At 68.4% G+C, this 13,206-nt stretch carries 15 protein-coding genes; 11 read left to right on the forward strand and 4 right to left on the reverse strand.

Annotated features, from left to right (window positions below; translation table 11 throughout):
• Positions 1-60: 60 nt before the first annotated feature.
• Positions 61-978, reverse strand: a complete 918-nt coding sequence (locus K0H49_RS11245) for an intradiol ring-cleavage dioxygenase (RefSeq protein WP_219212073.1) — start codon at positions 976-978, stop codon at positions 61-63.
• 357 nt (positions 979-1,335) lie between these two features.
• On the opposite strand from K0H49_RS11245, the gene K0H49_RS11250 reads away from it, so the two are divergent.
• Positions 1,336-2,292, forward strand: coding sequence for a LysR family transcriptional regulator (locus K0H49_RS11250; protein WP_219212074.1), 957 nt, complete (start codon positions 1,336-1,338; stop codon positions 2,290-2,292).
• Positions 2,293-2,324: 32 nt separating this feature from the next.
• Here K0H49_RS11250 and K0H49_RS11255 read toward each other — a convergent pair whose 3' ends face one another.
• Positions 2,325-3,677, reverse strand: coding sequence for an amidohydrolase (locus tag K0H49_RS11255; RefSeq protein WP_219212075.1), 1,353 nt, complete (start codon positions 3,675-3,677; stop codon positions 2,325-2,327).
• Positions 3,678-3,786: 109 nt separating this feature from the next.
• Here K0H49_RS11255 and K0H49_RS11260 point away from each other — a divergent pair, with 109 nt between their 5' ends.
• Positions 3,787-4,731 carry a LysR family transcriptional regulator gene (locus K0H49_RS11260; RefSeq protein WP_219212076.1) on the forward strand — a complete coding sequence of 315 codons (945 nt, stop codon included), beginning with the start codon at positions 3,787-3,789 and terminating at the stop codon, positions 4,729-4,731.
• A gap of 255 nt (positions 4,732-4,986) precedes the next feature.
• Positions 4,987-5,631, forward strand: coding sequence for an MliC family protein (locus tag K0H49_RS11265; RefSeq protein ID WP_219212077.1), 645 nt, complete (start codon positions 4,987-4,989; stop codon positions 5,629-5,631).
• Positions 5,632-5,733: 102 nt separating this feature from the next.
• Here K0H49_RS11265 and K0H49_RS11270 read toward each other — a convergent pair whose 3' ends face one another.
• The gene (locus tag K0H49_RS11270) at positions 5,734-6,459 is read right to left on the reverse strand and encodes a FadR/GntR family transcriptional regulator (RefSeq protein WP_219212079.1); all 726 of its coding nucleotides are present in this window, start codon (positions 6,457-6,459) and stop codon (positions 5,734-5,736) included.
• Between the two features lie 238 nt (positions 6,460-6,697).
• On the opposite strand from K0H49_RS11270, the gene K0H49_RS11275 reads away from it, so the two are divergent.
• From K0H49_RS11275 to K0H49_RS11305, 7 genes are read left to right on the forward strand one after another with little or no spacing between them, the layout of a single operon-like run.
• The gene (locus K0H49_RS11275) at positions 6,698-7,189 is read left to right on the forward strand and encodes a RidA family protein (RefSeq protein ID WP_219212081.1); all 492 of its coding nucleotides are present in this window, start codon (positions 6,698-6,700) and stop codon (positions 7,187-7,189) included.
• Between the two features lie 3 nt (positions 7,190-7,192).
• A complete protein-coding gene (locus K0H49_RS11280; protein WP_219212083.1) occupies positions 7,193-7,858 on the forward strand; it encodes an amino acid ABC transporter permease in 666 nt (221 codons plus the stop codon).
• Position 7,859: 1 nt separating this feature from the next.
• Complete coding sequence (locus tag K0H49_RS11285) at positions 7,860-8,516, forward strand: amino acid ABC transporter permease (RefSeq protein ID WP_219212086.1); 657 nt, start codon at positions 7,860-7,862, stop codon at positions 8,514-8,516.
• Positions 8,497-9,225 (forward strand): amino acid ABC transporter ATP-binding protein, encoded by a 729-nt coding sequence (locus K0H49_RS11290; protein ID WP_219212088.1) that lies wholly within the window; start codon positions 8,497-8,499, stop codon positions 9,223-9,225. Before K0H49_RS11285 ends, K0H49_RS11290 begins: the two co-directional genes overlap by 20 nt.
• Positions 9,226-9,269: 44 nt before the next feature.
• Positions 9,270-10,046 carry a transporter substrate-binding domain-containing protein gene (locus K0H49_RS11295; protein ID WP_219212090.1) on the forward strand — a complete coding sequence of 259 codons (777 nt, stop codon included), beginning with the start codon at positions 9,270-9,272 and terminating at the stop codon, positions 10,044-10,046.
• Between the two features lie 10 nt (positions 10,047-10,056).
• Positions 10,057-11,079 carry a succinylglutamate desuccinylase/aspartoacylase family protein gene (locus tag K0H49_RS11300; RefSeq protein WP_219212092.1) on the forward strand — a complete coding sequence of 341 codons (1,023 nt, stop codon included), beginning with the start codon at positions 10,057-10,059 and terminating at the stop codon, positions 11,077-11,079.
• Positions 11,076-12,035 (forward strand): threonine ammonia-lyase, encoded by a 960-nt coding sequence (locus tag K0H49_RS11305; protein ID WP_219212094.1) that lies wholly within the window; start codon positions 11,076-11,078, stop codon positions 12,033-12,035. Before K0H49_RS11300 ends, K0H49_RS11305 begins: the two co-directional genes overlap by 4 nt.
• Before the next feature lie 203 nt (positions 12,036-12,238).
• On the opposite strand, the gene K0H49_RS30565 is transcribed toward K0H49_RS11305, so the two are convergent.
• Positions 12,239-12,370 (reverse strand): hypothetical protein, encoded by a 132-nt coding sequence (locus K0H49_RS30565; protein WP_257624664.1) that lies wholly within the window; start codon positions 12,368-12,370, stop codon positions 12,239-12,241.
• On the opposite strand from K0H49_RS30565, the gene K0H49_RS11310 reads away from it, so the two are divergent.
• Complete coding sequence (locus K0H49_RS11310) at positions 12,369-13,121, forward strand: YdcF family protein (protein WP_257624665.1); 753 nt, start codon at positions 12,369-12,371, stop codon at positions 13,119-13,121. The two genes, K0H49_RS30565 and K0H49_RS11310, sit on opposite strands and share 2 nt — an antisense overlap.
• Positions 13,122-13,206: the final 85 nt, after the last annotated feature.

Raw genomic sequence — 13,206 nt, forward strand, 5'->3', positions numbered from 1 at the left:
GCCCGGCGCGTCGTCCATCGACACGAGCGATGCGCGTGCGTGATGACATCGACGTGGACATCAGGCCGACACCTTGCGCGTGAGGGTGGGGCGCGCGACCGCGGGCACCGCGACCGGGTTCAGCACGAAGCGGAAGTCCAGCGTGTAGAAGGGCACGGTGCTCGTGCCGCCGTCGGGCGTGGCGCCGGGCGGGTGCTCGATCCAGTCGGCGATCAACGACGAGCGCACGCCGAACACCGCGTCGGAGTCGAGGTAGCGGTCGCCGTTGCGGAACACGTGCGTGATGAGCCGCTCGAAACCCGGCGCGCTGATCATGAAGTGCAGGTGCGCAGGCCGCCAAGGATGGCGGCCCAGCGCCTCGAGCATCTTGCCGACCGGGCCGTCGTGCGGGATCGGGTAGGCCTCGGCGCGGATGGTCTTGAAGTGGAAGTCACCTTTCGCGTCGGCGTTGAGCGTGGCGCGCGCGCGGTGCTCGTGCTCGCCGCCGGCATGGGCGTACTGCACGTCGTAGTTGCCGGCCGCGTCGGCCTGCCAGACCTGCAACTCGGCGTTCGCCACCGGCTGGCCGTCGGTGCCGACCACGCTGCCGCGCACATAGCAGGGCTCGCCCTCGGCGCCGTTGGCGACGTCGCCGCCCAGCGGCACGTGCGGCGAGCCTTCGACGTGGAAGGGGCCGAACACGGTGGCCTCGGTGCAGCCCTGCGGCTTCTTGTTGTTGAGCGCGGTCACCAGCATCGACAGGCCCAGCGTGTCCGACAGCAGGATGAATTCCTGGCGCACGTCGGTCGTGATGCGGCCCACGTCGGTGAGGAACTGGATGCCCTTGAACCACTCCTCTTCGGTCAGCTCGACCTCGCGGGCGAAGGCGTGCAGGTGCTGCACCAGGCTGGTCATGAGGGTCTGGACGCGCGCGTCCTTGGCCTGCGCGTGCATCGCGATCACGGCGCGCGTGATGTTGTCTTCGTTGAGATTTCGCACCGGGGGTCTCCTGAGTCTGGGGCTGCGCCCACTATAGGAATCCATGCAGCCCCGACCCAGCGCTTTGGCGGAAAGCTCCTTTCCACTGGATGGAAAAGGAAGGGTTTTCCCTTATTCGGACCCGATGCAGTGCATGGCGCGTGAAGTCGTTCCTTGCGAGGCGCACTGACGTCCCCCGCACGATCGAGGCGGCGCAGCTAACATGCGGCTTCTACGAGAAGCGCCGCTGCACTGTGTGGTGCGGCCGCGAAGATTCGGCTGCGGCGCTGAAGCCGTCGCGAAGCGAAATGGCTGTTGCAGTCAGCGGAAGCGTGCGTCGCACGAAGCCGCCGGGCTGCCAAGGAACCTGGAGTCGAAGTGGACCGTTTGACGGCGATGGAATTGCTGGTGCAGACCGCCGAGCTGGGCAGCATGTCGCGTGCCGCCGAGGCATTGGGCCTGTCGAATGCGGCGGCGAGCCGGCACCTGGCGGCGCTGGAGGAACGCCTGGGGGCGCGGCTGATCCAGCGCAGCACGCGGCGGCTCACGCTGACCGAGGTGGGCGAGAACTTCTACCGCAGCTGCAAGAGCGTGCTGGCCGACCTGAACGATGCGGAGTCGGCCGCCAGCGCCACCACGCTCAACCCCACCGGCACCTTGCGCATCACGGCCTCGCTGTCCTTCTCGGTGCACCACATCTCGCCGCTGCTGCGCGAGTACACCCACCGCTACCCCAACGTCACGGTGCACGTGGAGGCGGCCAACCGCTACTACGACCTGATCGACAACAACATCGACGTCGCGATCCGTACGCGCGAGTACGAGAACGACTCGAACATCACGATCCGCCGGCTGGCGGCCACGCGCCGCATCCTGGCCGCCTCGCCGGGCTACCTCAATGCCCACGGCATGCCGCAGAGCGTGGAAGAACTCGCGCAGCGGCCGGTGCTGCTCTACACCTACAGCAACAACCCCAACGACTTCAGCTTCCGCCGCGGCGAGGAGACCCGCAGCGTGAAGATCAAGGGCCTGCTGGAGTCGAACGACGGCCAGGTGCTGCGCACCGCCGCGCTCGACGGCATGGGCATCGTGGTGCAGCCCAAGTACATCCTCTACGACGACCTGGTGGCGGGCCGGCTGGTGTCGGTGCTCGACGACTGGGACCTGCCGCAGCTGAGCATCAACTTAGCCTTTCAGAGCCGGCGCCACATGTCGGCCAAGGTGCGCAGCTTCATCGACTTCCTGGTCGCGCACTTCGAGCGCATGGACTACGACCGCAAGTGGACCAGCTTCGACCAGCCGATGGAGCTGCGGCCGCCGGACCTCGAGCGCTAGGGACACTGCTCAGGCCAGCGCCGCCCTTCGCTTCAGGGCTTGCCCATCGCCAGGTAGTCCACCGTGAGCTGCGCCAAGGTGCGGGTGCCGATCGCCAGCGAGGCCTCGTCGACATAGAAGCGCGGCGAATGGTTGGCCTCGGCCTTGCTCGCGTCCTGGCCCACCGGCGTGTTGCCGATCACCACGTAGAGGCCCGGCACCTTCTGCGCGAAGAAGGAGAAGTCCTCGCCGCCGGTGCCCTTCTGCACCACCATGGCCTTGCCGCCCGGCACGCGCGCCAGGCTCGGCGCCATCTTCTCGGTCAGCGCCGCGTCGTTGATGGTGGCGGCGTAGCCGTCCTCCTCGATGTGCACATGCGCGTCGCCGCCGCCGCTCTTGGCGATCAGCTCGGCGGTCTCGCCCATGCGCTGGATGATGAACTTGCGCATCTGCTCGTCGTAGGTCCGCAGCGTGCCGCTCATTTCCGCGGCGTCGGGAATGATGTTGTAGCGCGTGCCGGCCTGGAAGGTGCCCACCGTGAGCACCGAAGGCTCCTTGGTCACGTTGACCTGGCGGCTGGCGATGGTCTGGAAGCCCAGCACGATCTGCGAGCCCAGCACGATCGGGTCGACACCGCTCCACGGCGCCGAGCCGTGCGTCTGGCGACCCTTGACGCTGACGCGGAAGGCGTCGGAGGCCGCGGTGATCGGGCCGGCCTTGTAGCCGATCTCGCCGGTGTTGAGGTTCGACACCAGGTGCGCGGCGAACACCACGTCGGGCTTGGGCGCATCGAACGCGCCTTCGGCCAGCATGCGGCGCGCGCCGCCGATCTCGGCATTGGGCAGCTTTTCCTCGGCCGGCTGGAAGACCAGCTTGACCGTGCCGGGCAGCTGGTCCTTCATCGCGGCCATCACCTCGGCGACGCCCATCAGCATCGCCACGTGGCCGTCATGGCCGCAGGCGTGCATCACGTCGACCTCCTTGCCCGCCCAGGTGGCGCGCGCCTTCGACGCGAAGGGCAGGTCGACCTGTTCCTTGACCGGCAGCGCGTCCATGTCGGCGCGCAGCGCCACCACCGGACCGGGCTTGCCGCCCTTGAGCACACCGACCACGCCGGTGACGGCGACGCCCTCGCGCACCTCGAAGCCGAGCGCCTTCAGGTGCGCGGCGACCAGCGCGGCGGTGCGCTTCTCCTGGTTGCCGAGCTCGGGATGCTGGTGGATGTCGCGGCGCCAGGCGATCACCTTCGGCTCCACGGCCTGCAGGCGCTGGGCCAGCAGCGGATACATCGCCTGCGCGGCGGCGGGCGGGGGCGCGGACTTGTCCTGGGCGCTGGCGCACAGGGCGGCGGTGGCAAGGACGACGGGCAGGCACAACGGTGCGGCGAGGCGGAAGCGGAAGGACATGGAAGTGACGCGAGAACGTCGGAGGGAGGAAAGCCCGCGAGCGTAAGCGCCGCCGGCGCGGCCGGCCAATCGGATTTCCAGCGCCCGATAATCGATCCTTATCGCCTCGATGAACCCGCCCGCCGTCCCCGCCACCGAACTGCTGCTCGAACGCCTGCTCGCGCGCCTGCGCCTGCGCCACCTGAAGCTGGTCGACGCGCTCGAGACGCATGCCAACCTGCGCCGCGCGGCCGCGGCGGTCCACATGACGCAGCCCGCCGCGACGCAGATGCTGCGCGAGCTCGAGACCCTGCTGGGCACGGCCTTGTTCGAGCGCCATGCGCGCGGCATGCGCATCACCGAGGCCGGGCGGCTCGTGGCCCGGCACGCGCGCCTGTCCATCGATGCCTTGCGCGTGGCGAGCGAGGAGCTCACGGCGCTGGCCACGCAGCAGGTGCGGCCGCTGCGCATCGGCGCGATCGATGCCGCCATGGCCAGCGTGCTGCAGCCGGTGCTGGAGCGATTGCTCGCGAGCTATCCCGAGTGGCGCCTGGAGATCGAGGAAAACAGCATCGACCGCCTGAGCGCGGGCCTGCGCGCGGGCGCGTTCGATGCGGTGCTGGTGCGCGAGCCCGTGCGGCTCGAACCCGGGCACCGCTTCATCGCGCTGCGCGAGGACCGGATGGTGCTTGTCGCCGCCGCCACGCATCCGGCGGCGCGGCGGCGGCGGCTGAAGCTGGCGGACCTGGCGCAGTCGCGCTGGATCCTCCCGCCGGCCCACTTCGCCGTGCGGCGCGCGCTCGACGCGCTGTGGTCGCAGGAAGCGCACCCGCCGCGCGCGCACCCGGTGCAGACGCTGGCACCGCGCCTGCTGCTGAGCATGCTGTCGCAGCCGGACGTGGTGGTGCCGGTGCCGCTCACCCTGCTCGATCGGCTGGGACGGCACGGGATCGTGGAACTGCCGCTGGACCTGCAGGCGCCGATCGAGCCGATCGGCCTGCTCTTCCGCAGCAGCGATGCGCAGGGCGCGCTGGCGCTGCTGATCGATTTCCTGGTGGCTGCAAGCCAGGGGTGATGCCTGCGCCGTGCGCACCAGCGGGGGAGGCCGCTGCTCCGCAGCACGAGGGTCAGCCGGTCCAGCAGCGCACCTGGGCATCGGCAGGCGCAGGCCTGAGGGCGCTCGCGCAAGCGCCACGAGCGGCGGCGCTGCCATCCGTCGTGGCCCCGTGCCCGCCGGGTGCCCGCCGGGTGAGCGCCGGGTTGCGGCAGGTGCGAGGGCCTGCAACACTGGCGAGCCTTTTTTTTCAGACGCCCACAGGAGGACCGTGCCATGCGCTTTTCATCCAGCATCGCGTCGCGCCTTGGCTTGCTCGTCGCGCTCGGCGCGGCCCAGCAGGTCATGGCCGCATCACCGAGTTTCAGCTGCGCCCGGGCCCAGGGGGTGGCGCAGGAGGCGGTCTGTCAGGACGGCATGCTGGCCGCGCTCGACCGCGAGAACGCGCGGGTCTACGCACTGGCGCGCAAGGCCCCCGGCCAGAGCGCGCAGCAGAAGAAGACGTTGACGGCGATGCAGCGCGGCTGGATCAAGGGCCGGGACGACTGCTGGAAGTCGGACGACGCCAAGGCCTGCATACGAGACGCCTACGTCCTGCGGATCGCGGAGCTGCGCGCGGGGCTGCCTGCCGCGATGCGCCGCAACGACAAGGGCGGCGTCAGCATCGGCCCGGTGCCGGTGCATTGCCCGGGCGAGGCGGAACCGATGAACGCCACCTTCGTGAACGTCGAGCCCTCGCTGGTCGCCCTGGCAGGCAAGGACCGCAGCTTCGTGCTGAGCATCGCGCCGTCGGCTTCGGGCGCGCGCTACCTCGGCCGCTCTCCCGAGGGCGAAGCGCTCTTCTGGCAGAAGGGCCCGGGCGCCATCGTGCAGTTGCCCGGCGGCCAGGAGCTGAACTGCCGCATCGGAGCGCTGCCGTGAGACGACCGGGGCTGTCGATCGCTTGCGCGCCTGCCGCTGGAATCAGCGCGTCGGGCACCGGCTGCAACGTTGCCCACGACGTGCGAGCGGGCGAGGGCACGCTCAGCCGTAGACGCTGAGCGACGCCAGGATCTGGGTGAAGTAGTCGGTCGCCAACTGCGTGGCGGCCTTGGCGTCACGCGCCTCGATCGCATCGACGATGGCCGTCAACTCGCGCAGCGTCTTTTCTCGCACGATGGTGCCGACGGGGCTGTGCAGGCTGGAGCGTCCGTCGTACTGCACGGCACGCCGATCGGTCACCACGGCCTCGAAGACCTGCATCAGGAAGCGATTGCGCGTGGCGCGATAGATCGCCTGGTGCACGCCGTAGATGCCTTCCTTGAAGTCGATCCACTGGTCGGCGTCGCGCACGGCGGCGAGGTGGTGGCGCATCAATGCGAGGTCTTCCGCGTCTGCGCGTTGCGCGGACAGGGCCATCATGGCCGGCTCGAACAGCAGGCGGCCTTCGAGGATCTCGCCATAGGTCGGCACGTCGTCGTGGTGGGCGGCGACCGGCAGGTCGGTTTCGCTGAGCAACTGCAGCAGCGAGTCGGCCAGGAACGTGCCGCTGCCGACCTTGCGCAGCAACAAGCCCTGGCTGCTCATCATCGCCAGCGCGTGGCGCACCGTGCCACGCGTGGTGTGGAACTGCGTCGACAGGTCGCGCTCGTTCGGGAGCTTGTCGCCGGGCTTGAGCACGCCGTCCTGTATCGACTGCAGGATCGCCCGATAGACCTTCGAGGCCGTGGCCTTGTCCTGGGCGCCGATGCGCTCCGACAGATCGGCCATCGGCCCGGCGGTCGCAGCGGCGGGGTTTGACGGAAGCCCGGGGGCTATGGTTTTATATTTCGCCAAAATGGTTGACCAATGATGAACTGCAATCCTAGAATAAATCCAGCTCCATGCGGGATCTCGCAGGAAGCGCGCACCAAAATTGGTTAACCAATCGCAGTGAATGCTGTGATTTTCCCAGATAACCCTGCCGCTGCACCACCTTGGGGGTGCAAGAGGCCCAACTCCACCTTTCATGGCACTGGATTCGAACATCGCGACGGACCTGACACCTGAGATGCGGCTCGCCGGCCTGGGCCTCGCCCTGCCATCGGCACCCGAGCCGGTCGCCAACTTCGTGGCCTGGCGGCGCGTCGGTCCGTTGCTCTATCTGTCGGGGCAGGGGCCGCTGGAGGCCGATGGGCATCTGCATGTCGGCCGCGTCGGCGAAGAGGTCGGCATCGAGGCAGCGTATCTGCATGCCCGGCTGACCGGACTCAACCTGCTGGCCGTCGCCAAGGACGCGCTCGGCGAACTCGGCCGGGTGCGCAACGTGATCAAGCTGCTGGCCTTCGTGAATGCGGCCCCCGGTTTTGCGCAGCATCCGAAGGTCATCAACGGCTGCTCCGACCTGTTCGTCGCCGTGTTCGGCGAGGCGATCGGTCGCGGCGCGCGGTCGGCGATCGGCGCGGGCTCGCTGCCCGGCAACCAGACCGTCGAGGTCGAAGCCATTCTGGAAGTGGACTGACGCATGGCCTACCAGTTCCAGTTCGAGGCGCTTGCGCCGTACACCGGCCAGTTGATCGACGGCATGCTTCACACGCTGGCCTATGCCGCGTCGAGCATCGTGCTCGGCATGGCGATCGGGGTGGTGGGCGCACTGGTGCTGATCTACGGCAACAAGCCGCTGCGCGGCGCGACGCGTGTCTACGTGGAGTTCTTCCGCAACACGCCGGCGCTGGTCCAGTTGTTCCTCATCTACTTCGGCCTGCCGAGCCTCGGCCTGCGGCTCGATGCGCCGGTGGCGGGCGTGATCTCGCTGGCGCTCTACTGCGGCGCCTACATGGTCGAGGTGTTCCGCTCGGGCCTGCTGTCGGTACCGAACGGCCTTTCCGAGGCGGGGGCGGCGCTCGGCCTGCGTCGTCGGCAGGTGCTGATGCACGTGTTGTTCGTGCCGGCGCTGCGCAACGTCTTCCCGTCGCTGGCCAGCCAGATGGTGCTGACGCTGATCGGCACCAGCCTGATCTCTCAGATCGGCGTCGAGGACATCTTTCACGCCGGCAGCTTCATCGACTCGCGCACCTTCCGCAGCTTCGAGGTCTACCTGGTGATCTGCGCGATGTATTTCGTGGCGGTGCAGGCCCTGCGCATCGTGCTGGGCTTCGTGCAGCGTCGCCTGTTCCCGAAGGAGTTCTGAGATGCGAAGCCTCTCCATCGCCGACCTGTGGCTGATCCTCGGCGCGATCCGCTGGACCGTGGCCCTGGCACTCACTGCACTGGTCATCGGCAGCGTGATCGCGCTCGGCGTCGCCGTGGCGCGCACCTCGCGCCAGGGCTGGCTGCGGGTGCTGGCGCGCATCTACGTGGAGCTGGTGCAGGGCACGCCGCTGCTCGGCGTGCTGTTCCTGCTGTATTTCGGCGTGCCGATGCTGATGGGCATCCAGATCGATGCCTTCACGGCGGCGGCTATCGCCTTCTCGCTGTCGGCCGGGGCCTTCCTCGGGGAGATCTGGCGCGGCGCCGTGGAATCGGTGTCCAAGGGGCAATGGGAAGCAGGTGCATGCGTCGGCCTGCGGCGCTGGCATGTCATGCGCCATGTGGTGTGGCCCCAGGCCGCCCGCGTTGCCCTCGCGCCGACCGTGAGCTATCTGGTGCAGCTCATCAAGAACACCTCGCTGGCCGCGCTGGTGGGCCTGGTCGAACTGACGCGTTCGGGCCAGATCGTCGCGGGCTCGACGCTCGCGCATCTCCCGGTCTTCTGCGGCGTGGCCCTGTGCTACTTCGCCATCTGCTATCCGCTGGCTCGCCTGGCACTTTCCCTGGAAGGACGCATGCATGTCGCTCGTGCGAATTGAATCGGTCGAAAAGCACTTCGGTGACAACCATGTGCTGCGTGGCGTGTCGACGGAAGTTGCCAAGGGGGACATCGTGGCGCTCGTAGGGCGCAGCGGGTCCGGCAAGAGCACGCTGCTGCGTTGCGTGAACGGACTGGAAACCATCGGCTCGGGCCGCATCGTGGTCGACGGTGTCGACGTCCATGCGCCGTCGACCGATCTCGCGCTGCTGCGCCAGCGCGTCGGCATGGTGTTCCAGAGCTTCAACCTGTTTCCGCACCTCTCGGCGTCGGCCAACGTCACGCTGGCACCGGTGCTCACCAAGAAGATCACGCGCGATGAAGCGCCCGCGCTCGCCAGGCAGATGCTGGAGCGCGTCGGCCTCGGCCAGAAGCTGGACGCCATGCCGTCGCAGTTGTCGGGTGGCCAGCAGCAGCGGGTGGCGATCGCGCGCGCCCTGGCGATGTCGCCGCAGCTCATGTTGTTCGACGAGGCCACCTCGGCGCTCGACCCCGAACTGGTGGGCGAGGTGCTGCGCGTCATGGAAGACCTGGCACGCGACGGCATGACCATGATGGTGGTGACGCACGAGATGGCGTTCGCACGCCGGGTCGCCTCCGAGGTGCTCTTCATGAACCAGGGCCGCATCTGGGAGCGCGGCACGCCCGAGCGGATGTTCGGCGCGCCGCAGACCCCCGAGTTCCAGCAGTTCGTCCAGTCGGTCGTCTGACCGCCTTTCCTTCTTCCCTTTCGTTCACTTCCAGGAGTCTTCCCATGTCTACACCTGCATCCCTGATCGCTGCCGCATTGTTGTGCGCCGCGCCGCTGTTCGCGCACGCGGACAAGCTCGCCGACATCAAGTCCAAGGGCGTGATCCGCATCGCGACCACCATCGATGCGGCCCCCTGGGGCTTCACGGACGCCGCCGGAAAACCGACCGGGCTGGACGTCGAACTGGCGGAGAACGTGGCGAAGACGATGGGCGTCAAGCTCGAACTGCAGCAGGTCACGGGTGCCAACCGCATTCCCTACCTGCTGTCGAACAAGGTCGACGTGGTGATCGCCGCGCTCGGCAGTTCGCCGGAACGCGCCAAGCAGGTCGCGTTCTCCAAGCCCTATGCAGCGGTGTACCTCGGCGTCTACGGCGGCAAGGGCGTTGCCAAGGTCGCGAAGCCGGCTGATCTCGCCGGCCAGACCATCGCGGTGCCCAAGGGCTCCACGCCCGACCTGTCGCTCTCCGAGATGGTGCCCGGCGCCAAGCTGATTCGTCTCGAAGACACGGCCTCCACCATCTCGGCCTTCCTGTCGGGCCAGGCGCCGTTGTTCGCCGAGAACAACTTCATCGCCCAGAAGGTCGCCGACGAGAACCCGGCCAAGGGCATCGAGATGAAGTCGCTGCTTCGCATCAGCCCGGCGTACATGGCCGTGCAGCCGAGCGAGACCGCACTGCTCGCCGAGATGAACAAGATCGTCGATGCCAAGACGGCCGACGGCAGCCTTGCCGCCCTGCGCCTGAAGTGGTTCAAGGACGAGCAAAAAGAAGTCAAGTAAGGAGCGGCCAGTGAGCGAGCGCGGAACCACCGTTTTCACGGACATCGACTGGGCACGGCCCGGCAAGCAGGTCGGCCACGCATGGCTGCCACATTCGGGGCACGCCGATGCCTGGGGCGCGGTCGCACTTCCGCTGGCCGTCATCAAGAACGGCGAAGGCCCGACGGTGCTCGTGACGGGCGCCATCCACGGCGACGAGTACGAGGGGCCGATCGTCATCAACGAGTTGATCCGTTCACTCGAAGCGTCTCGGGTCGAGGGCCGGCTGATCCTCATGCCGGCGGCCAATGCACCGGCGCTGCGTGCGGCCTCGCGCGTGAGCCCGCTGGACGGCAAGAACCTGGCGCGCGTGTTCCCTGGCGATCCGTACGGCACGCCGACGGAGCAGATCGCCGCCTTCATCCACGACACCCTCTTTCCGCTGTGCGACGCCTATGTCGACCTGCATGCGGGCGGCAGCTCGCTGTTCATCGAGGAAAGCGCGCAGGTCGTGGTCACGCCGACGCTCGATGCGGCCGTGCGTGCGCGCGCCGAAGACATGGCGCGCTGGTTCGGCGCCAGGCTCACGGTCATCACCGACAACATGGGCGATCCGCGCACCAGCTGCGGCGCGGCGGCACATCGGGGCCTGGCGGCGATCGCGGCCGAGATGGGAGAGAACGGCAGCGTGTCGCCGCATGGTGTGAAGCGCACGCGCGAATGCCTGGCGCGCGTGCTGGCGCGGCTGGGCGTCGTGCCGGGCGCACTGCCGGCCGAGCCACCGGCGAGCCGGCGCGTGCGCATCGTCCCGCGCGGCGGCAACCTGCTGTCGCCGGGCGACGGGTACTTCGAACCGTTGCACGGCCTGGGCGACACGGTCGCCGCGGGCGAAGTCGCGGGCTACCTTCATTCATTGACCGAACCCGCGCTGGTGCCGCGCGCGCTGCACTTCGCCGCCGGCGGCAGCATCTACTCGCAGCGCACCTTCGGCATCACGCGCCAGGGCAACAGCCTGTGCGTGCTGGTCGAAGACGATGCGGAGGCCGCCGCATGAGCACCGACCTGTCGCCCATCGTCCTCGAGGACTACATCGCCGCCCACGCCCGCGTGAAGCCCTTCATCCGAAAGACGCCGCTGGTGCCGGCGCACCCCTGGGTGCCGGGCGGTGCGAGCCAGGTCCGGTTCAAGGCCGAATGCCAGCAGGTCACCGGGTCCTTCAAGGCGCGGGGCGCCTTCAACCGCGTGCTCAACCTGCCCGAAGCGGTGCGCCACCAGGGCCTGGCGACCGCCTCGGGTGGCAACTTCGGCGCCGCCGTGGCCTACGTGGGCAAGACCCTGGGCCTGCCCGCGAACGTGTTCGTGATGAACACCAGCACGCCGATCACGCGCCAGCGCATCGAGAGCCACGGCGCCAGGCTCACGGTGCACGGTGATTTCTGGGACCAGAGCTGGGACGCCGCCGGCGCGAACGTCGCCGAGCATGGTGGTGCGTTGCTGCACCCCTACGCCGATCGCGACGTGGTGATCGGGCAGGGCACGACCGCACTCGAGATCATCGATGAATGGCCCGAGGTGGAGACACTGGTGGTGGCGATCGGCGGGGGTGGCCTGCTGGCCGGCATCGCACAGGCCGCGAAGCTGCGCAAGCCGTCGATCCGCGTGATCGGCGTGGAAGCGGCCGGGTGCCCGACGCTGTTCACTTGCCGCGCCGAAGGCCGCATCGTCAAGCTCGAGAACGTCAAGACCATCGTCCCGATCCTGGCCGCACGGTCGACGGAGCCGCTCAACTTCGAACTGATCGAGCGCTTCGTCGACGAGATCGTGCTGGTCGACGAGTCCGTGATCGAGGACGCGGCGCGCGATGCCTGGCGGCATGCCGGACTCGCGATCGAGCTCGGCGCCGCCACGGCCGTGGCGGCCGTGACCCAACGCTGCTTCGCGCGGCGCGACGACGAGAAGATCGCCGTCGTGCTGTGCGGCAGCGGCAGCGACGGCATGCCGCAGGGCTAGCGCGAGCGTCAGGCTGGCGTGCTGCTGCCGAGCTGTGGATTCGGTGCAGCGCCGGGTTGTGCGTCGCACGAGGTCTGACCGTGGGATTCGGGGCGGGCCTTCGGACGACCTTGGCCAAGGCATGGAAGTCGCGAAGACAACGGGTACCGACCTCACGTGGTATGGGCCGCCAGCGTCCGCGAGCGGACCGAGATGCCTCGCGGTCAATCCATGGCAGCGTGACGCACAAAGCCGTTGCACGCCTTCTTGCGCCCGAACGCCATGCAAGCCCCGCTGGCCGCGATAGAGTCGCGGGCTTTGAGTTTCTTGGCAATGCATGACATGAAGCGGGCCATGGCCGGTATCCTGGGACTTCTGCTGGCACTGGATGGATTGATCTTGATGGCAGCCGGGTACCTCAATCTCGGCGTTGTCCTTCCCCTGGCGATCGGCGTCGGCCTTTGCGTGCTGTGCCTTCGATGGACGCAGATCCACGGTGGGCTGCGCCGGAGTCCGAGACGCGCAACCGTGTGGCGCTGGTTCTGGGCCGGTGTGTCTTTCTGGGTTGCAACCGTCGCCGTGTTCTGGTGCGTCCTGGGTTTCCGGGCCTCGGCAGGGCTTCCGGCGACTGCGCCCGCAGCGATCGTCGTGCTGGGATCGGGATCGCCCGGCGACACGGCTTCGCCAACGCTCGCCGCCCGACTGGATCTCGCCCTGCTCGACGCGGCGCGTCACCCGGACGCCTGGGTCCTGGTGAGCGGCGGCATCCGCTTCAGAACGTACAGCGAAGGCGAGGTGATGGCTGCCTACCTCCGGCAGCGCGGACTTTCGGCGCAGCGCATCCTCAAGGAAGAGCTCAGCACCAGCACGGAAGAGAACCTGGTCTTCAGCCGTCGCCAGCTTGTGGCGGCGGGCGTGCCCCTCGACGCACCCATCCATGTCGTGACGAGCGATTTCCACACCTTGCGTGCAGGGCTGATCGCCCGCCGCGTGGGGTACACGGCCGTCAGCACCCTCGGTGCCCAGACGCCCCTCTACCTGCGATACAACATCTGGCTGCGCGAGTACTTCGCGCTGATCAGCAGTTGGGCGCTGCAGGAGTACTAGGCGAAGCTTTGGCGGATGCGCTGACGGCGTGCGGCAACCCGACGTCTTTGCTGACAGAGGGGGAGGCTGTGGAGACTGGCGCACG

This window comes from Variovorax boronicumulans (assembly GCF_019352895.1).
GTDB lineage: Bacteria > Pseudomonadota > Gammaproteobacteria > Burkholderiales > Burkholderiaceae_C > Variovorax > Variovorax boronicumulans_A.